Source organism: Limnohabitans sp. 2KL-27 (genome assembly GCF_001269345.1).
GTDB lineage: Bacteria > Pseudomonadota > Gammaproteobacteria > Burkholderiales > Burkholderiaceae_C > Limnohabitans_A.
The window spans coordinates 1,907,405-1,925,279 of the sequence record NZ_CXOP01000002.1 but is presented as its reverse complement, the minus strand read 5'-3'; the positions used below and the strand labels follow the sequence as shown (position 1 = coordinate 1,925,279).

Genomic DNA, 17,875 nt, shown 5'->3' with positions numbered 1-17,875 from the left:
GAGCACAATTAAAGGAGCATTGACATGCCCAAGATGAAGACCAAAAGCAGTGCTAAAAAGCGCTTCCGTGTTCGTCCCGGTGGAACCGTTAAACGCGGCCAAGCCTTCAAACGTCACATCCTGACCAAGAAGACCACCAAAAACAAGCGTCACCTTCGCGGTGCAGTGGCTGTGCATGAGACCAATATGGGTCACATCGCGCAAATGCTGCCCATGGCTGGCCTGTAATCACTGACGAACAAGGAGAAAAACTATGCCTCGCGTTAAACGTGGTGTAACGGCACGCGCCCGTCACAAGAAAGTCCTGGCCCTTGCAAAAGGTTTCCGCGGTCGCCGCGGCAATGTCTTCCGTATCGCCAAACAGGCGGTGATGAAGGCTGGCCAATACGCCTACCGTGACCGCCGCACCAAAAAGCGTGTGTTCCGTCAGTTGTGGATTGCCCGTATCAACGCCGCTGCGCGTGAATGCGGTCTGACCTACAGCCAGTTCGCCAACGGCCTGAAGAAGGCTGCCATTGAAATCGACCGTAAGATGCTGGCGGACATCGCCGTGCACGACAAGGCCGCTTTTGCTGGCATCGTGAACCAAGTCAAAGCCAAACTGGCCGCAGCTTGAGTCCATGAGTGACACGGGCTCTCGGGCCTGTGCCACGCACTCGATCAAAGGGATTGGGGCTCGCAAAAGCTTCAATCCCTTTTTTATTCCCTCACTCACAGATCAACGCACGATCTCCCACACCATGAACGAGTTGGACACCCTGGTTGAATCCGCCCGCCAGAGTTTTGTGCAGGCACTGACACCTGCCGACCTCGAAAACGCCAAAGCCCAGTTTCTGGGCAAAGCCGGTCGCATCACCGAGTTGATGAAGGGCATGGCCGCTCTGAGCGTGGAAGACAAGAAAAACCAAGGCGCAGCCATCAATACCGCCAAGCAGGCGATCGAGGCTGCCCTGAATGACCGTCGCCGGGCTTTGGCCGACGCCGAGTTGCAAGCGCAACTCAAAGCCGAAGCGCTGGACGTGACGCTGCCTGGACGCAGCACCAACACAGGTGGTTTGCACCCCGTCTCGCTCACGCTGGAGCGGGTTGAGAACATTTTTGGCTCCATGGGTTTTGAAGTGGCCCAGGGTCCCGAGATCGAGACCGACTGGTTCAACTTCACCGCGCTCAACACGCCCGAAGACCATCCCGCGCGATCCATGCACGACACCTTTTATGTCGAAGGCGGTCATTTGCTGCGCACGCACACCAGCCCGATGCAGATCCGCCATGCGGTGCAGCACGTCAAACGCTACAAAAACCAACTCGAAGCGGGTCAGGGCATGCCCGAAATCCGTGTCATTGCGCCTGGTCGCACCTACCGCGTCGACTCCGATGCCACCCATTCCCCCATGTTCCACCAGTGCGAAGGCTTGTGGATTGGTGAGAACGTGAGTTTCAAGGACCTCAAGGTCGTGGTCACTGATTTTTGCCGCACTTTCTTTGAAAGCGACGACTTGGTGCTGCGTTTCCGTCCCAGCTTTTTCCCGTTCACCGAACCCAGCGCCGAGATCGACATCCAGTTCCAAAGCGGCCCGTTGGCCGGTCGTTGGCTCGAAGTGGGCGGCTCCGGCCAAGTGCACCCCAACGTGGTGCGCAACATGGGTCTGGACCCTGAACACTTCATCGGCTTTGCCTTTGGCATGGGCATGGACCGTTTCACCATGCTGCGCTACGGTGTGAACGACCTGCGCTTGTTCTTTGACGGCGATGTGCGCTTTCTGAGTCAATTCCAGTAATTCCATCCCAAGTCCGATACCCGAGACACGAGCCATGCAATTTCCCGAATCCTGGTTGCGCGAGTTCTGCAACCCGCCCCTGACAACCCAGCAACTGGCCGACACCCTGACCATGGCCGGCCTCGAAGTGGAAGAACTCGAGCCTGTGGCCCCACCATTCACCCACATCGTGGTCGGTGAAATCAAGGAGGCCGTGCAACACCCCAATGCCGACCGCCTGCGCGTGTGCCAGGTGGACGTGGGGCAGGGCAGTTTGCTCAATATTGTTTGTGGCGCGCCCAACGCCCGTGTTGGCATCCGTGTGCCGTGCGCCATGGTGGGGGCTCAATTGCCCCCGGGTGAAGACGGCAAGCCTTTCGTCATCAAGGTCGGCAAATTGCGCGGCGTTGAAAGCCAGGGCATGTTGTGTTCGGCCAAAGAGTTGCAGGTCGCCGATGACCACGGCGGTTTGCTGGAGTTGCCCGCTGACGCCCCACTGGGTCAAGACATTCGCCAGTTTCTGAATCTGGACGATACCCTGATGACGCTCAAGCTCACGCCCAATCTGGCGCATTGCTTGAGTGTCTATGGCATCGCCCGCGAGGTGTCGGCCCTGACGGGCGCGCCTTTGAAGGCCCCGTCTTTCCCGGCCGTGGCCACGCAAGTCAGCGACAAGTTGGCCGTGAAGGTATTGGCCCCCGAGCTGTGTGGTCGCTTCAGCGGCCGTGTGGTCAAGGGCGTGAACACCAAAGCCCAAACCCCGCAATGGATGGTTGACCGCCTGGCCCGTTGCGGCCAGCGCAGTGTCAGTCCGCTGGTGGACATCTCCAACTACGTGATGTTCGAGTTCGGTCGCCCCTCGCACATTTTTGACCTCGACAAGATCCATGGCGGCCTGCAGGTGCGCTGGGGCCAGCCCGGTGAAACGCTCAAGCTGCTCAACGGCAACACCGTGACGGTCGACGGGCAAGTGGGCGTGATTGCCGACGACAGCCAAGTCGAGTCGCTCGCGGGCATCATGGGGGGCGATGCCACCGCCGTGTCGGATGAGACCCAAAACATCTACATCGAAGCGGCGTTTTGGTGGCCCACAGCCATCGCTGGCCGTTCGCGCCGTTACAACTTCTCAACCGATGCCGGACACCGTTTTGAGCGCGGTGTTGACCCGCAATTGACCGTGGAGCACATCGAGCGCATCACCCAGTTGGTGCTCGACATTTGCGGCACACCCGAAACGAAGGTCGGCCCCATCGACGACCAGACCGTGAACGTGCCTGCCATCCGGCCGGTGACGTTGCGCGTGGCGCGTGCTGTCAAAGTGATTGGCATGCCCTTGAGCCAGCAGCAATGCGCTGATGCGTTGCGCGGCTTGGGATTGCAAGTGTCGGAGGGCGAGGGCACCATCACGGTCACGCCGCCCAGCTTCCGTTTTGACCTGCAGATCCAGGAAGATCTGATCGAGGAAGTGGCCCGCATGGTGGGCTACAACAATTTACCCACCAACCCACCTTTGGCCCCGATCACCGCCAAGGTGCGCCGTGAAACCGAGCGCAGCCCCTCTGCCGTGCGCCGCGCCATCGCGGCCTTGGGTTACCAAGAAACCATCAACTACAGCTTTGTCGAAGACAGCTGGGAGCGTGATCTGGCAGGCAACGCCCAACCGATCCGCCTGCTCAACCCGATCGCCAGCCAGATGAGCGTGATGCGCTCGAGCCTGATCGGCTCGCTGCTGCAAGTCGTCAAATTCAATGCCGATCGCAAGGCCGATCGGGTCCGTGTGTTCGAGCTGGGGCGGGTGTTTCTGCGCGATGCAAGTGTGGCTGACAGCGACGCCACGGTGCAAGGTTTCGATCAGCCTATGAAAGTCTCCGGCATCGCCTGGGGGCCCTTGGAGCCATTGAATTGGACCGGCAAGTCGCGCATGGTGGATTTCTTCGATGTCAAAGCCGATGTCGAGCGCTTGCTGGCGCCGGCTCAGGCCGAATTCGTGGCTGCCGAGCACCCCGCTTTGCACCCTGGTCGCTCGGCCCAAGTGTTGCTCCATGGTCAGGTGATCGGGCATGTGGGGGAGTTGCACCCACGCTGGCGGCAGATCTGGGACTTGCCGCACGCGCCAGTCGTGTTCGAGCTGGACTTGAATGCGGTCACCCAGCGCAGCGTGCCTGTGGCCCAGCCTGTGGCCAAGTTGCAAGCGGTGGAGCGCGACATCGCCGTCATCGTGCGCGAGCAGGTCACGCACGCCCAGTTGATGCAAGCCATCCACAGTGCCCCTACCCAGGGTTTGTTGCGCCATGCGGTGCTGTTCGATGTTTATCGACCAAAAGCCGAAGCCGCTGGCGGTTTGGCGGTCGGTGAAAAAAGCCTGGCGGTGCGTTTGAGTTTGCACAGCGACGATGCCACTTTGACCGATGCCCAGATCGAATCCGCCATGAGCGCCATCATGGCCAGCCTGTCAGCGCAAGTGGCTGCCAGGCTGCGCGGTTGAGAGCGTGCCATGCAAATCAGCTTTGAATCCCTGGAAACCCCAGCCCTGACCAAGGCGCACTTGGCCGATTTGCTGTTCGAGCAGATCGGCTTGAACAAGCGCGAGTCCAAGGACATGGTCGATGCGTTCTTTGACCTGGTGGTGGACAGCCTGATTGCAGGTGACGATGTGAAAATTTCCGGTTTCGGCAATTTCCAGATTCGAACCAAGGCCGCGCGTCCCGGGCGTAACCCGCGCACCGGAGAATTGATCCCTATTGATGCACGTCGTGTCGCGACCTTTCATGCCAGCCATAAACTCAAGGCCTTGATTCAGGGTGATGCCGTGGACGACGAAGGTGTGGAGACGGTGGGCCGCTGAATCAATCCTGATTGGAGTGCCCATGTTGTTCAAGTTCAAATCCCAAGTCACCAGCGACCTGATCATGCTGGAGGCCGATGCCCGCAGGCTGCTTCAGATCATGTTGGGTCATGACTCTGACAAAGGCATCATTTTGGTGAACGACCTGCCATCGGCCATTGCCAAGCTGGAGTCGGCTGTGGCGCAAGACGAGGCTGCTCGTTTGAAGCGCAGCCAAGATGCGCAAAAAGTGCCAATGCCATCAGATCCACCGCAGGATGCCATGGGCGAGGCCTTGGATCCGGTACGTCTGGCCCAACGGGCCAGCCCCATGCTCAAGTTGCTCAAGCACTGCGTGGCCGATCCGTCTGACCTGGTCTGGGGTGTTTGAGCTTCAAACAGGCCGTTGGATGAACACAGCGCCACTGAGTTTGTAGCCGGCCTTGATTTGACGCTTGGCAAACCAGCCTTGGTTCATCTCCAGCACAAAGCGCACGGGTTTGCTGGAGCAGTGCGAATCGTCCTTTTGCGGCTGCATGTCTGCCAAGTTGACGATGGTGCCATCGTCCTCGACGAAAGCGGCGGTCAAAGGAATCAGGGTGTTGCGCATCCAAAAGCACTGGGTCGTCGCTTGTTCGAACACGAACAGCATGCCCTCATGTTGCGGCATGTCCTTGCGCCACATCAGACCGATTTGTCTTTGCTCGGGGGTCTGGGCCAGTTGCACATCCAGTCTGTGCATGCCCGCTTGCAACTGGGTTCTGGCTAAATTGAGCTGCGGCCCGGTTTGGGAAAGGGCATTGAAGCTCAGCCACATGAGGGCCAAAGCGCTCCAAAGTCGCCATTTGCGGGTCATCGGTCGGTGCAAGGATGCGTAAAAGTTCATGGTCTGAGGCCATAGAGCCAAGGCTAAAAGCCATAGGATAAAGCCGGTCCAAGGCTTTCAAGGGCTGTTCGGTCTCGCATGACCACAATTCTCAATTGATGGGGACCGGGCTCGGTGTTGTATCGGGCTGGGCGGCCCCAGGAGCGTCCGATTCGGTCCGGATGTTACCGGCCATCAGCCCTTTGCTGCCTTCGCTCAGCTCAAAGCTGACACGGGCGCCTTCCTTGAGGCTTTTGTAACCCTCGGACTGAATGGCCGAAAAGTGGGCAAAAGCGTCAGGACCACCGCCATCGGGCTGAATGAACCCAAAGCCTTTGGCATCGTTGAACCATTTGACCGTACCACTGGGCATGGGATGTCTCCATATTGTTCCGCTCAGTGTGATTCGCGATTATCAATTTTGTCAATGTGAGGTTTTCCCCGATGTCTGTCTCGATGACCATTTCCATCCAAGACTTTTGTGATGCTGCGTCTCAAGTTGGCCCAAAGCGTCTATAGAATGAATTCATGGCAACGAAAAAACCTGCAAATCCCACGCTGCCGACCGTGACCCCCCGAGTGCCCGATGGCGGTGATTCGGTGGTTCTGGAACGCCTAGCCCAAAAAATCGAACCGCCCCAGATGTACCAGGTGGCCATGCTGAACGATGACTACACTCCCATGGAATTCGTGGTCATGGTGATCCAGGAGTTTTTCAGCAAGGACCGCGAGGCAGCTACACAAATCATGCTCAAGATCCATCTGGACGGCAAAGGTGTGTGCGGGGTTTATTCCCGCGATGTCGCCGCCACCAAGGTGGACCAGGTGCTCGATGCTGCCAAGCAGGCCGGCCACCCACTGCAATGTGTCAGCGAACCCATTGAATAGTGTGGTTTCCCCCCCACATCTACTTTATCTCTCTCAGCAAGGCAAAAAGGAAATCACATGATTGCCCAGGAATTGGAAGTCAGTTTGCACATGGCCTTTGTTGAGGCCCGCCAGCAGCGCCACGAGTTCATCACGGTTGAGCATTTGCTTTTGGCATTGCTGGACAATCCCAGCGCTGCCGAAGTGTTGCGCGCTTGCGCAGCCAACATCGATGACCTGCGCAAAGCCCTGAGCAACTTCATCAAGGACAACACCCCTCAAGTGGCTGGTACCGAAGAAGTGGACACCCAACCTACCTTGGGTTTTCAGCGAGTCATTCAGCGCGCCATCATGCACGTGCAGTCCACCGGCAGTGGAAAAAAAGAGGTGACCGGCGCCAACGTGCTCGTGGCCATCTTTGGCGAAAAAGACTCGCATGCCGTGTACTACCTTCACCAGCAAGGCATCACCCGTCTGGACGTGGTGAATTTCATCGCCCACGGCATCCGCAAAAGTGATCCGCCGGAAGCCGCAAAATCAGCCGAAAACCCTTCGAGTTCCGAGGGCGAGGAGGGCGGCAGTGGCGGAGAACGCAACGAAAAAGCCTCGCCACTGGAGCAGTACACCAACAACCTGAACCAGGCGGCCAAAGAAGGCAAGATCGATCCGCTGATCGGCCGCGAGTACGAGGTTGAGCGCACGATCCAGATTCTGTGCCGACGCCGCAAGAACAATCCGCTGCTGGTGGGTGAGGCGGGCGTGGGCAAGACGGCGATTGCCGAGGGTCTGGCCTGGCGCATCACACAAGGCACTGTCCCCGACATCCTGGCCGAAGCCACGGTCTACTCGCTGGACATGGGCGCTCTGCTCGCAGGCACCAAGTACCGGGGTGATTTCGAGCAACGACTCAAAGGCGTGCTCAAGTCGCTCAAAGACAAACCCCATGGCATTTTGTTCATTGACGAAATCCACACCCTGATCGGTGCCGGAGCGGCTTCGGGCGGTACTTTGGATGCCTCCAACCTGCTCAAGCCTGCGCTGTCCAGTGGTCAGCTCAAGTGCATCGGCGCCACCACCTTCACCGAGTACCGGGGCATTTTTGAAAAAGACGCGGCTTTGAGCCGGCGCTTCCAGAAAGTGGACGTGGTCGAGCCGACCGTGTCAGAGACTGTGGACATCCTCAAAGGCCTCAAGAGCCGCTTTGAGGACCACCACAGCGTCAAGTACACCATCGCTGCGCTGCAAGCTGCGGCCGAGTTGTCGGCCAAGTTCATCAATGACCGCCAGTTGCCTGACAAGGCGATTGACGTGATCGACGAAGCCGGTGCGGCCCAGCGCATCCAAGTGGCATCCAAACGCAAGAAAACGATTGGCAAGACCGAGATCGAAGACATCGTGGCCAAGATTGCGCGCATCCCGCCTGCCAACGTCTCCAACGACGACCGCAGCAAACTGCAGACCATTGAGCGTGACCTGAAATCTGTGGTGTTTGGCCAAGACAAAGCGCTCGAAGTGTTGGCCTCGGCCGTCAAGATGGCGCGCTCGGGCCTGGGCAAGACCGACAAGCCGATTGGTTCATTCCTGTTCTCCGGTCCTACAGGTGTGGGCAAGACCGAGGCAGCCAAACAGTTGGCCTATATTTTGGGCATCGACTTGATCCGTTTTGACATGTCCGAGTACATGGAGCGCCACGCGGTCAGCCGTCTGATCGGTGCACCGCCGGGCTATGTGGGCTTTGACCAAGGCGGTCTGTTGACCGAAGCCGTGACCAAAAAGCCGCACTGCGTCCTCTTGCTCGACGAGATCGAAAAAGCCCACCCTGACATCTTCAATGTGCTGTTGCAGGTGATGGACCACGGCACGCTCACCGATAACAACGGGCGCAAGGCCGATTTCCGCAACGTGATCATCATCATGACCACCAACGCGGGGGCCGAGACCATGAACAAAGCCACGATTGGTTTCACCAACCCGCGTCAAGCTGGGGACGAAATGGGCGACATCAAGCGCTTGTTCACGCCCGAGTTCCGCAACCGCCTCGATGCCATGGTCAGCTTCAAGCCGCTGGATGAGCAGATCATCCTGCGGGTCGTCGACAAGTTCCTGCTGCAACTGGAAACCCAGCTGGGCGAGAAAAAGGTCGATGTCACCTTCACCGACGCCTTGCGCACATTCTTGGGCAAAAAAGGGTTCGATCCGCTCATGGGCGCTCGCCCGATGCAGCGCCTGATCCAGGACACCATCCGAAAGGCATTGGCCGACGAATTGCTGTTTGGTCGCCTGACCGAAGGGGGTCGTCTCACGGTGGACATCGACGACAAGGACGAAGTGCAGTTGGACATCACACCCAATCCGAAGAAAGAAAGTCGCGCTTCGCGTTCGGAGCCTGCCGAGCCCGAAGAAGCTACAGCCAGCTGAGGCTTTGGCTTTGACCCATGAAAAAAGGAGGCCTGTTCTGGCCTCCTTTTTTTGTGATGCGTGAAAATCAGCGACTTTTTGGCAGGCTCAGTTCACCATGACCAGTTTGCCTTTGACGCTGCGCGAGCCCATCAATGTGTAAGCCGCCTTCAACTCGTTCATGGGCAGCGTTCGGTCAATCACCGGTTTGATCTTGCCTTGGCTGTACCACTGGGCCAATTCGCCCATCATGGCGGCATTGGCTTGGGGTTCCCGTTTGGCAAAGTCGCCCCAAAACACGCCCACCAAGGATGCGCCCTTGAGCAAAGGCAGATTCAAAGGCAGGGCAGGAATGGGCCCGCCTGCAAAACCGACCACCAAATAACGTCCGCGCCAGGCGATGGATCGGAAAGCGGGTTCGGCCAAATCGCCCCCCACGGGGTCGTAAACCACATCCGGGCCTCGGCCTTCGGTCAGCGTTTTCAGGGCTTCGCGCAGGTTCTCGCGGCTGTAATTGAGGGTGGCATCGGCGCCCAATGCGGTGCACAAGGCGCATTTTTCATCGGTGGACGCGGCCGCGATCACCTTGGCCCCCATGGCCTTGGCAATTTGAATGGCCGCTGTGCCTACGCCACCCGCAGCACCTAAAACCAGCACGGTCTCTCCGGATTTCAAGGCCGCACGGTCCACCAACGCATGGTGCGAGGTGGCATAAGTCATGATGAATGCCGCGCCATCGATGGCCGAAAAACCGGCTGGCAAAGGCATACACAGTTTGGCAGGTGCCAAGGTGTGCGTGCCAAATCCCCCGGTGCCTGACAGGCAGGCCACGGTTTGTCCCACTTTCAGGTGCGTGACGCCTTCGCCCACGGCTTGAACCAGCCCTGCATATTCAGAGCCTGGGACGAAGGGCAGTTCGGGCTTCATCTGGTATTTGTTCTGAACGATCAGCAGGTCGGGGAAGTTCAGGCTGGCCGCCTGTATCTCAATGAGCACCTGGCCTGGGCCGGGCGTGGGCGTGGGCAGTTCTTTCCAGGTGAGTGCGTCCACCCCGGTGGGGTTCTCGCAAAGCCATGCGTGCATCTGGTTCTCCTTATTGGGTGCAGGTGATGAGTGGGCTGCATCTTAGGCAGGCCAGGTGGGCAATTCATGTCCCCCTAGCGACCAATTCATGCCTCTTCAAAGCGGCGGGTCGGCCGAGGCTGCCGCCTACAATGGACCCACTCACAGGACGCTGCATGAAAATTCTCATTTCCAACGACGATGGCTTTCGCGCCGAGGGCCTCGTGGCCCTGCACAAGGCACTCCTGAGCATCGCCGATGTGGCGGTGGAAGTGGTCGCTCCCGAGCACAACAACAGTGCCAAATCCAATGCGCTGACTTTGCACACGCCCCTGTATGTGCACCGCGCCGACAACGGTTTTCGCTACGTCAATGGCACGCCTGCCGATTGCGTGCACATTGCGCTCACGGGATTGCTGGGTTATCGCCCCGATCTGGTGATTTCTGGCATCAACAATGGGGCCAATATGGGCGACGACACGCTGTATTCAGGCACCGTCGGGGCAGCCATGGAAGGCTATCTTTTTGGCATCCCAGCTATGGCGGTGTCACAAATCGACAAAGGCTGGGCGCACCTGGATGCCGCGGCCGAGCAAGTCAAGTTAATGGTTCAGCACATGCGATCTGGTCATTTGATGGGCGCCCAGCCCTGGCTGCTGAATGTGAACATTCCCAACCTGCCCTTGGCACAGATCAAACCGCCGAAACTGTGCCGCCTGGGGCGTCGCCACGCGGCTGAACCGGTCATCACCCAAGTGGATCCCCGTGGCCAGACCATGTACTGGATTGGCAATGCCGGACCGGCCATGGACGACAGCGAGGGCACCGACTTCCATGCGGCTGGCCTGGGTCATGTGGTGGTGACCCCGCTCAAAGTGGACTTGACCGAACATGACCACCTGGACCATTGGTCCCAGACCTTGGGCCACCTGTTTCCTCAGGGCCGTGCATGAGTCAGCGTCCAGGTTTTCCGGTCAAGCTGTCGCAAACAGGGGCTACGGGGCCTGCTCGCAAAGTCCCTGCAGCTGTGCCTGCCCGTCCAGCCGCAAAGTCGAATCCGGTTGTGGCTGCAAGTCAAGGCGCGAGCGGCGCAAGGTCACGCACGGCTTCACAAGTCTCGGGGCTGGGCTTGGATTCTGGTGCCGTGCGGGCACGGATGGTGCGCAAACTGGCCGAACAAGGTGTGCAAGACGCCCGGGTCCTGGAGGCCATGGGCCGGGTGGAGCGGCACCGCTTTGTGGAAAGCGCGCTGGTCAATCAGGCCTACGAAGACACCAGTTTGCCCATTGGACTGGGGCAGACCATCTCCAAACCCAATGTGGTCGCCCGCATGGTCGAATTGCTGTGTCAGGGCTTGACAGGCAAATTGGGCCGAATTCTGGAAATTGGCACGGGCTGTGGTTATCAGGCTGCGGTGCTCAGCCATGTGGCCTCAGAGGTTTACAGCATTGAGCGCTTGCGCGGCCTGCACGAAAAAGCCCGAACGAACTTGCGACCTTTCAGCTTGCACAATGTGCATCTGATTTTTGGTGACGGGATGCTGGGTTATCCCAAAGGTGCACCTTATGCCGGCATCATTTCGGCCGCAGGCGGCGAAACGGTCCCCGATGCTTGGCTCGATCAGTTGGCACCGGGGGGGCGCTTGATCGCGCCGACCATCACACCGGCAGGCCATCAGGCGCTGGTGGTGATCTCTAAAACAGCGCAAGGCTATGAACGCCAGGTGCTCGAGCCGGTGCATTTTGTCCCTCTAAAATCGGGCATCGCCTGATCACTTCAAACCCGATGACTTCACTCCTCCCTTTTCGTCCCCTGGTTGTGACCACTTTGGCCGTGGCTTTGCTCAGCGCCTGCACGTCGTCGGTTCGGGTGCCTGCGCCTGTGGAAGACAGATCGGGGATGGTCCGTGCGCCCCAAACAACGTCTGCCCCTGTCACAACGACTTCAGCGGAGGTGGCCAAGCCCCTGCCCGGCAGCGAAAATGCGGGCAAGCCCGGCTATCACACCGTCCAGCGAGGTGACACCCTGACCCGCATCGGTCTGGACAACGGCCAAGGCTGGCGAGATTTGGCCCGCTGGAACAATTTGACCAACCCCAATGTGATCGAAGTCGGGCAAGTCTTGCGCGTGACGCCGCCAGGTGCCTCGGTTGAAACCTCGGGGGTGGTGGTCCGCCCGATCTCGCCTTCGGGCAACGCTTCGGCCACTGCCGCTCCTCCCAAGCCCGAGCCAGCTGCTGCTCCCCCAAACAACGCGCTCAACGACGAAGGCTTGGGGTTCATTTGGCCCGCCAATGGGGTGCTGATTGCCGGATTTGACGAAGCCAAAAACAAAGGTTTGGACATCGGTGGCAAAGCGGGTGATCCCGTCATGGCCGCCGCCGATGGCCAAGTTGTGTACGCCGGCTCCGGTTTGCGCGGTTACGGCAATCTGATCATCCTCAAGCACAACAACACTTTTCTGACAGCCTACGCACACAACCAGGCCTTGCTTGTGAAAGAAGACCAAAAAGTGCGCAAGGGTCAGAAAATTGCCGAGATGGGCAAGTCCGATACCGATCGGGTGAAACTGCACTTTGAAGTGCGCCGACAAGGCAAGCCAGTGGACCCGGCCAAGCTCTTGCCTGCGCGCTGAGCGACTTGTCCATGGCGTGGCCCGTCCTGGTTTTTGACATCGAAACCATCCCGGACATGGCGGGCTGGCGTCGGCTCAACCCAACGGACCCCCAGTTAACAGACGCACAAGTGCATGCGCAGTGGCAGGCCGAGCGGGCCGCAGAAGGCAAAAGCGACTTCATGCCTTTGTACCTGCAGCGCATCCTGTGCATCAGCTGCGTGTTTCGCAATGCCGAGGGTTTGCGCGTGCACTCCTTCGTGGATCGCGATGGCCAAAGCGAAGCCAAGGTCGTTCAGACTTTTTTTCAGGCCATTGAAAAGCACGCACCGCAGTTGGTCAGCTGGAACGGCAGCGGCTTCGATTTGCCTGTGTTGCATTACCGGGGCTTGATGCACGGTGTGGTGGCCGACAAATACTGGGACCTGGGCGACGATGACCGCGAGTTCAAGTGGAACAACTACATCTCGCGCTACCACATGCGCCACTTGGACCTGATGGACCTGCTGGCGAAATACACCCCAAAAAACAACGCCCCCATGGATGCCCTGGCCAAGCTGTGCGGCTTTCCGGGCAAGCTGGGCATGGACGGCTCGCAGGTTTATGCGCAGTTTCAGGCTGGGCAGACCGAAGACATCCGGCGCTACTGCGAAACCGATGTGATGAACACCTATTTGCTGTACTGCCGCTTTCAGAAAATGCGCGGCGGCTTCACCGAGGCCGAATATGCGCAGGAAATTGCCTTTGTCCAAGAGCAGCTGGGCAATTTGGCCCCGCAAGAGCCTCACTGGCAGGAATACCTGCAAGCTTGGACCTGATGTTTCCCTGTGAAACTGTGCGCTGCCCCCTCAAGGCAGGGCTCACATCCTGAGACAATCGGGGCATGAGCGATCCAGACATTTCCTTATCCCAAGCCCACGCCGACGAACCCAGCCACTCCAGCGCCGACCTGCCCGAGGGCTGGCTGCGTGTCGGCTCCTTGGACATGGATGCCCAAGGCATCGCCCGACGCCCTGACGGCAAAGTCGTGTTCATCGAAGGCGCATTGCCTTTCGAGCTGGTGTCGGTCAATGTGCACCGCAAAAAGAACAACTGGGAGCAGGGCACCGTCACCCAAATTCACCACCAGTCGTCCCAGCGTGTGCGGCCAGGCTGCCCTCATTTTGGCTTGCATGCCGGCGCTTGCGGCGGCTGCAAAATGCAGCACTTGGAGGCTTCGGCCCAAGTGGCCGTCAAGCAACGCGTGCTCGAAGACAACCTTTGGCACCTGGGCAAAGTCAAAGCCGAAACCATGCTGCGCCCCATCGAAGGACCGACATGGGGCTACCGCTACCGCGCCCGGCTGTCGGTGCGCTATGTGATCAAAAAAGGCGAAGTGCTGATCGGCTTTCACGAACGCAAGAGCCGCTACATCGCGGACATGAAGGTGTGTCCGGTCCTGCCTCCCCACGTCAGCCGCATGTTGATGCCTTTGCGTGCGCTGATTGGTCAGATGGAGGCCCGCGAAACCTTGCCCCAGCTCGAGCTGGCCTGTGGCGACGAAGTCACGGCTTTGGTGCTGCGCCACCTGGAACCCTTGAGCGAGGGAGACAAAGCCTTGTTGCGGGCTTTCGCGGCCGAACACCTGGTGCAATGGTGGCTGCAGCCCAAAGGTCCGGACACGGTGCATTTGCTGGACGAGGGTGGGGCGCAGCTCAGTTACGGTCTGCCTGACTTTGGCATCAACATGCCCTTCAGGCCCACCGATTTCACCCAGGTCAACCCTTTCATCAACCGGGTGCTGGTGGCCCGAGCGCTGCGCTTGCTGCAAGCGCAAAAGACCGAGCGGGTGATCGACTGGTTTTGCGGCTTGGGCAATTTCACCTTGCCACTGGCGACCCAAGCTGGCGATGTGCTGGGCATCGAGGGGGCTGAGACCTTGGTGGCCCGTTCACGCGACAACCTTGCCCGCAACCAGGCCACAAGGTCCGAAGGGCAGGCATTGGCCCCGACCCAGTTTGTGGCCCGCAATTTGTTCGAGATGACACCCGAGATGCTGGTGGCCGACGGCACGGCCGACAAATGGCTGGTCGACCCGCCCCGCGAAGGCGCCTTTGCCCTGAGCAAGGCTTTGGCCGAGTTGCATGAAAACCAAGACCTGCGCCAGGGTTGGACTCCGCCTCAGCGCATTGTGTATGTGAGCTGCAACCCCGCCACTTTGGCCCGGGACGCGGGCATTTTGGTGCACCGCGCGGGCTACCGCTGCGTGGCCGCTGGCGTGATCAACATGTTCGCGCACACGGCCCATGTGGAGAGCATGGCCGTCTTTGAGCTGGCCTGAGCCCACTGAACAGGCCGCAGAACCGAAGCTGTACCCACAAAAAAAAGACTCCCGAGGGAGCCTTTTTTCAGAGGACAAAGGACTGAATCAGTCGCGTTCACCACCCATGATGCCCAGCAAGGCCAGCAAACTTTGGAACACATTGAAGATGTCCATGTACAAGGCCAGGGTGGCGCTGATGTAGTTGGTTTCACCGCCGTCGATGATCTGCTTGAGGTCATACAGCATGTAAGCGCTGAAAATGCCGATGGCCATGACCGAGATCACCATCATGCCGACGGTCGAGCCGACAAAGACGTTGATGACGCCGCCAATCATGATGGCCAAGGCCCCCACAAACAACCACTTGGACATGCCCGACAGGTCACGCTTGATGGTGCTGGCCAGGCTGGCCATGACAAAGAACACGCCAGCAGTGCCGGCAAAGGCGGTCATGATCAGGTCAGCGCCGTTTTTGAAACCCAGCACCATGGCGATCATGCGAGAGAGCATCAGGCCCATGAAAAAAGTGAAGGCCAGCAGCACAGGCACACCGGCAGCAGAATTTTTGGTTTTCTCAATGGCAAACATGAAGCCGAAAGCGCCGGCGAAAAACACCATCAAACCGACGCCGCCTGACAAAGAACGGGTAATGCCGGTGGTCACGCCCAGCCAGGCGCCCAAAACGGTGGGCAGCAGGCTCAGGGCCAGCAGCCAATAGGTGTTGCGCAAAACGCGGTTGCGTGTGGCCAGGTCGGTGCCATGGCCCCAGTCCGTGGTGTTCAGTGTGCGAAGGTCGCTCATGTGGGTCTCCTGTTCAAACCCTGATTTCAGGGCATTTGCATTGTAGGGTGAGGCTGGGTGCCTCAGTCAATATCCGCTCTGCCATGGGGTTATCTGGGTGAATCAGTTTTGCGCAGGGGTGTGCAATCGTGCCAGTCGGCCCGTGTATCCTTGACATTTTCCAACTGCTTTCTAACCACCATGAAAACACAAGCCAGCCTTGAACTGTCCGATGTCAAAGCCATTGCCGCTGCGGCCGAAGCCGAAGCCCTCAAAAACAACTGGGTGGTGAGCATCGCCATTGTGGATGCCGGTGGCCATTTGCTCCACTTTGCACGCCTGGATGGTGCAGCCCCCCTGTCAGCCCACATCGCGCCTGCCAAGGCGCACACGGCTGCGCTGGGTCGCAGGGAAACAAAGGCCTACGAAGACATCATCAACGGCGGTCGCACCTCGTTTTTGTCGGCCCCCACCGTCCAGGGCATGCTCGAAGGTGGCGTCCCGATCATGAAAGACGGCTTTTGCCTCGGAGCCGTGGGCGTGAGCGGCGTCAAGTCGATCGAAGACGCGCAGATCGCCAAAGCGGGTATCGCAGCCATCGGCCTTTAACCCCCCCCGACCCGTGGCTGCTTGGCAGCCGCCGGGACGAAAAAAAAGCCCGCTGAATTCAGCGGGCTTTTTTTCTGTCGATAGCGTGCTGTCAATACAAGTCGAGCACCGCGCCTTTGCTGGCGCTCGAAGCGTTGAAGGCAAACTTGGCTTGCACGCCACGGGTGTAGCGGGGCTCTGGGGCTTTCCAGCCTTCGCGGCGTTTGGCCAGTTCGGCTTCGGGCACGTTCAACTCCAAAATCAGCTTGTGTGCATCGATGGTGATGCTGTCACCTTCATTCACAAACGCAATGGTGCCGCCGGCTGCAGCTTCAGGGGCAACGTGTCCTACCACCATGCCCCAGGTGCCCCCCGAGAAACGGCCGTCGGTGATCAAGCCAACGCTTTCACCCAGACCCGCGCCAATCAGCGCACCCGTGGGCGCCAGCATCTCGGGCATGCCAGGGCCGCCTTTGGGGCCGAGGTAGCGCAAAACCATCACGTCACCGGCCTTGATCTTGCCGGCCAAAATGGCTTCCAGGGCCGATTGTTCGTCGTCGAACACGCGAGCCGGGCCGGTGATGACCGGGTTTTTCAGGCCGGTGATCTTGGCCACGGCACCTTCGGGCGACAGGTTGCCCTTCAAGATGGCCAGGTGGCCTTGCTTGTACATGGCGTTGTCGATGGTGTGGATGACGCTTTGCTCGGGTGGGGAGTCGGGCACATCCTTGAGCACCTCGGCAATGGTCTGGCCGGTGATGGTGATGCAGTCGCCGTGCAACAAGCCCGCATTGAGCAAAATCTTCATGACTTGCGGAATGCCACCGGCCACATGCAGGTCCACAGCCAAAGCTTTGCCGCTGGGTTTCAGGTCGCACAAAACAGGCGTGCGTTGGCGGATGCGCTCGAAGTCGTCGATGGTCCATTCCACGCCTGCGCAGTGAGCAATCGCCAAAAAGTGCAGCACCGCATTGGTCGAACCGCCGGTGGCCATGATCACGGCCACAGCATTTTCAATGGACTTGCGGGTCACGATGTCGCGCGGCTTGATGCCTTTGCGGATGGCCTCCACCAGAACGCGGGCTGACTCCTTGGCCGACTCGACTTTTTCGTCATGCACGTTGGCCATGGTGGAGGAGTAGGGCAAGGAAATGCCCAGCGCCTCAAAAGCCGAGGACATGGTGTTGGCGGTGTACATGCCGCCGCAAGAACCTGTGCCGGGGATGGCGCGTTTTTCGATTTCTTTCAGGTCAAAGTCGCTCATCTTGCCCGCGGCGTTTTCGCCCACGGCTTCAAACACGCTCACGATGTTCAGGTCTTTGCCTTGGTAGCGGCCCGGCAAAATGGTGCCGCCATAAACGTAAATGGCAGGGACGTTGGCGCGCAACATGCCCATCAGGCCCCCGGGCATGTTCTTGTCGCAACCGCCAACGACCAAGACGCCGTCCATCCACTGGCCTTGCACGCAAGTCTCCACGCAGTCAGCAATCACCTCGCGGGACACCAGCGAGTACTTCATGCCCTCGGTGCCCATGGCCATGCCGTCCGAGATGGTGGGGGTACCGAACACTTGGGCGTTGCCACCGGCGGCTTCGATGCCCTCAATGGCGGCATCGGCCAGCTTTTGCAAACCGCTGTTGCAGGGGGTGATGGTGCTGTGGCCGTTGGCCACACCGACCATGGGTTTGACGAAATCGCCTTCTTCGTAGCCCATGGCGTAGTACATCGAACGGTTGGGGGCTCGGGATTTGCCCTCGGTGATGTTGGCGCTGCGGCTGTTGATGGGGGTGATTTTGATGATTTTGTCGCTCATGGTGGTG

At 59.2% G+C, this 17,875-nt stretch carries 19 protein-coding genes; 14 read left to right on the top strand and 5 right to left on the bottom strand.

The features are described from left to right. Positions 1-24 precede the first annotated feature (24 nt). The 6 genes from rpmI to LHAB_RS12005 all read left to right on the top strand — a co-directional run bounded on the left by rpmI (position 25) and on the right by LHAB_RS12005 (position 4,972). Positions 25-228: a 50S ribosomal protein L35 gene (gene rpmI, locus LHAB_RS12030; RefSeq protein WP_019428895.1), complete on the top strand. Its 204-nt coding sequence runs from the start codon at positions 25-27 to the stop codon at positions 226-228. Positions 229-253: 25 nt separating this feature from the next. Next, positions 254-616, top strand: coding sequence for a 50S ribosomal protein L20 (rplT, locus tag LHAB_RS12025; RefSeq protein ID WP_026036460.1), 363 nt, complete (start codon positions 254-256; stop codon positions 614-616). 124 nt (positions 617-740) lie between these two features. Beyond that, a complete protein-coding gene (pheS, locus tag LHAB_RS12020) occupies positions 741-1,778 on the top strand; it encodes a phenylalanine--tRNA ligase subunit alpha (RefSeq protein ID WP_090046657.1) in 1,038 nt (345 codons plus the stop codon). A 34-nt stretch (positions 1,779-1,812) separates the two neighbouring features. Then, the gene (gene pheT, locus LHAB_RS12015) at positions 1,813-4,242 is read left to right on the top strand and encodes a phenylalanine--tRNA ligase subunit beta (RefSeq protein WP_090046655.1); all 2,430 of its coding nucleotides are present in this window, start codon (positions 1,813-1,815) and stop codon (positions 4,240-4,242) included. A 9-nt stretch (positions 4,243-4,251) separates the two neighbouring features. Beyond that, positions 4,252-4,602 (top strand): integration host factor subunit alpha, encoded by a 351-nt coding sequence (locus LHAB_RS12010; protein ID WP_090046653.1) that lies wholly within the window; start codon positions 4,252-4,254, stop codon positions 4,600-4,602. Positions 4,603-4,624: 22 nt separating this feature from the next. After that, positions 4,625-4,972 (top strand): DUF1840 domain-containing protein, encoded by a 348-nt coding sequence (locus tag LHAB_RS12005; protein WP_090046651.1) that lies wholly within the window; start codon positions 4,625-4,627, stop codon positions 4,970-4,972. 3 nt (positions 4,973-4,975) lie between these two features. Here the strand turns inward: LHAB_RS12005 and LHAB_RS12000 are convergent, their stop codons facing one another. Together LHAB_RS12000 and LHAB_RS11995 are read right to left on the bottom strand one after the other, a co-directional pair. After that, positions 4,976-5,398, bottom strand: a complete 423-nt coding sequence (locus LHAB_RS12000; RefSeq protein WP_228763469.1) for a DUF192 domain-containing protein — start codon at positions 5,396-5,398, stop codon at positions 4,976-4,978. 160 nt (positions 5,399-5,558) lie between these two features. Beyond that, the gene (locus LHAB_RS11995; protein ID WP_090046647.1) at positions 5,559-5,819 is read right to left on the bottom strand and encodes a cold-shock protein; all 261 of its coding nucleotides are present in this window, start codon (positions 5,817-5,819) and stop codon (positions 5,559-5,561) included. Positions 5,820-5,974: 155 nt separating this feature from the next. Between LHAB_RS11995 and clpS the strand changes: the two genes are divergently transcribed. Continuing rightward, positions 5,975-6,334 carry an ATP-dependent Clp protease adapter ClpS gene (gene clpS, locus LHAB_RS11990; RefSeq protein ID WP_090046645.1) on the top strand — a complete coding sequence of 120 codons (360 nt, stop codon included), beginning with the start codon at positions 5,975-5,977 and terminating at the stop codon, positions 6,332-6,334. Positions 6,335-6,391: 57 nt separating this feature from the next. Beyond that, on the top strand, positions 6,392-8,731 hold the full coding sequence (clpA, locus tag LHAB_RS11985; RefSeq protein ID WP_090046643.1) for an ATP-dependent Clp protease ATP-binding subunit ClpA: 2,340 nt from the start codon (positions 6,392-6,394) through the stop codon (positions 8,729-8,731). Positions 8,732-8,818: 87 nt separating this feature from the next. Here the strand turns inward: clpA and LHAB_RS11980 are convergent, their stop codons facing one another. Beyond that, on the bottom strand, positions 8,819-9,793 hold the full coding sequence (locus tag LHAB_RS11980) for an NADPH:quinone oxidoreductase family protein (protein WP_090046641.1): 975 nt from the start codon (positions 9,791-9,793) through the stop codon (positions 8,819-8,821). Between the two features lie 155 nt (positions 9,794-9,948). Between LHAB_RS11980 and surE the strand changes: the two genes are divergently transcribed. The 5 genes from surE (at position 9,949) to rlmD (ending at position 14,705) form a co-directional block, all read left to right on the top strand. Next, positions 9,949-10,725 carry a 5'/3'-nucleotidase SurE gene (gene surE / locus LHAB_RS11975; protein ID WP_090047937.1) on the top strand — a complete coding sequence of 259 codons (777 nt, stop codon included), beginning with the start codon at positions 9,949-9,951 and terminating at the stop codon, positions 10,723-10,725. Continuing rightward, positions 10,722-11,543, top strand: a complete 822-nt coding sequence (locus LHAB_RS11970) for a protein-L-isoaspartate(D-aspartate) O-methyltransferase (protein ID WP_090046639.1) — start codon at positions 10,722-10,724, stop codon at positions 11,541-11,543. Before surE ends, LHAB_RS11970 begins: the two co-directional genes overlap by 4 nt. A gap of 14 nt (positions 11,544-11,557) precedes the next feature. After that, positions 11,558-12,406 (top strand): peptidoglycan DD-metalloendopeptidase family protein, encoded by an 849-nt coding sequence (locus LHAB_RS11965; RefSeq protein WP_090046637.1) that lies wholly within the window; start codon positions 11,558-11,560, stop codon positions 12,404-12,406. A gap of 11 nt (positions 12,407-12,417) precedes the next feature. Beyond that, positions 12,418-13,203 (top strand): 3'-5' exonuclease, encoded by a 786-nt coding sequence (locus tag LHAB_RS11960; protein WP_090046635.1) that lies wholly within the window; start codon positions 12,418-12,420, stop codon positions 13,201-13,203. Between the two features lie 65 nt (positions 13,204-13,268). Continuing rightward, entirely contained in the window at positions 13,269-14,705 is a 1,437-nt protein-coding gene (rlmD, locus tag LHAB_RS11955) for a 23S rRNA (uracil(1939)-C(5))-methyltransferase RlmD (protein WP_090046633.1), read from the top strand. Between the two features lie 87 nt (positions 14,706-14,792). Here the strand turns inward: rlmD and LHAB_RS11950 are convergent, their stop codons facing one another. Next, on the bottom strand, positions 14,793-15,488 hold the full coding sequence (locus LHAB_RS11950; RefSeq protein ID WP_090046630.1) for a Bax inhibitor-1 family protein: 696 nt from the start codon (positions 15,486-15,488) through the stop codon (positions 14,793-14,795). Between the two features lie 180 nt (positions 15,489-15,668). On the opposite strand from LHAB_RS11950, the gene LHAB_RS11945 reads away from it, so the two are divergent. Further along, positions 15,669-16,076, top strand: coding sequence for a GlcG/HbpS family heme-binding protein (locus LHAB_RS11945; RefSeq protein ID WP_090046628.1), 408 nt, complete (start codon positions 15,669-15,671; stop codon positions 16,074-16,076). A 91-nt stretch (positions 16,077-16,167) separates the two neighbouring features. Here the strand turns inward: LHAB_RS11945 and ilvD are convergent, their stop codons facing one another. Next, positions 16,168-17,868, bottom strand: coding sequence for a dihydroxy-acid dehydratase (gene ilvD, locus LHAB_RS11940; RefSeq protein WP_090046626.1), 1,701 nt, complete (start codon positions 17,866-17,868; stop codon positions 16,168-16,170). Positions 17,869-17,875 lie beyond the last annotated feature (7 nt).

Bases quoted from the DNA above. Each gene is read 5' to 3' on its own strand.
- LHAB_RS11995 (WP_090046647.1), bottom strand. From the start codon at position 5,819: ATGCCCAGTGGTACGGTCAAATGGTTCAACGATGCCAAAGGCTTTGGG.
- LHAB_RS11980 (WP_090046641.1), bottom strand. From the start codon at position 9,793: ATGCACGCATGGCTTTGCGAGAACCCCACCGGGGTGGACGCACTCACC.
- rplT (WP_026036460.1), top strand. From the start codon at position 254: ATGCCTCGCGTTAAACGTGGTGTAACGGCACGCGCCCGTCACAAGAAA.
- rpmI (WP_019428895.1), top strand. From the start codon at position 25: ATGCCCAAGATGAAGACCAAAAGCAGTGCTAAAAAGCGCTTCCGTGTT.
- LHAB_RS11970 (WP_090046639.1), top strand. From the start codon at position 10,722: ATGAGTCAGCGTCCAGGTTTTCCGGTCAAGCTGTCGCAAACAGGGGCT.
- LHAB_RS12010 (WP_090046653.1), top strand. From the start codon at position 4,252: ATGCAAATCAGCTTTGAATCCCTGGAAACCCCAGCCCTGACCAAGGCG.
- pheT (WP_090046655.1), top strand. From the start codon at position 1,813: ATGCAATTTCCCGAATCCTGGTTGCGCGAGTTCTGCAACCCGCCCCTG.
- LHAB_RS12005 (WP_090046651.1), top strand. From the start codon at position 4,625: ATGTTGTTCAAGTTCAAATCCCAAGTCACCAGCGACCTGATCATGCTG.
- LHAB_RS11965 (WP_090046637.1), top strand. From the start codon at position 11,558: ATGACTTCACTCCTCCCTTTTCGTCCCCTGGTTGTGACCACTTTGGCC.
- LHAB_RS11960 (WP_090046635.1), top strand. From the start codon at position 12,418: ATGGCGTGGCCCGTCCTGGTTTTTGACATCGAAACCATCCCGGACATG.
- pheS (WP_090046657.1), top strand. From the start codon at position 741: ATGAACGAGTTGGACACCCTGGTTGAATCCGCCCGCCAGAGTTTTGTG.
- rlmD (WP_090046633.1), top strand. From the start codon at position 13,269: ATGAGCGATCCAGACATTTCCTTATCCCAAGCCCACGCCGACGAACCC.
- LHAB_RS11945 (WP_090046628.1), top strand. From the start codon at position 15,669: ATGAAAACACAAGCCAGCCTTGAACTGTCCGATGTCAAAGCCATTGCC.
- clpS (WP_090046645.1), top strand. From the start codon at position 5,975: ATGGCAACGAAAAAACCTGCAAATCCCACGCTGCCGACCGTGACCCCC.
- LHAB_RS11950 (WP_090046630.1), bottom strand. From the start codon at position 15,488: ATGAGCGACCTTCGCACACTGAACACCACGGACTGGGGCCATGGCACC.
- clpA (WP_090046643.1), top strand. From the start codon at position 6,392: ATGATTGCCCAGGAATTGGAAGTCAGTTTGCACATGGCCTTTGTTGAG.
- LHAB_RS12000 (WP_228763469.1), bottom strand. From the start codon at position 5,398: ATGTGGCTGAGCTTCAATGCCCTTTCCCAAACCGGGCCGCAGCTCAAT.
- surE (WP_090047937.1), top strand. From the start codon at position 9,949: ATGAAAATTCTCATTTCCAACGACGATGGCTTTCGCGCCGAGGGCCTC.
- ilvD (WP_090046626.1), bottom strand. From the start codon at position 17,868: ATGAGCGACAAAATCATCAAAATCACCCCCATCAACAGCCGCAGCGCC.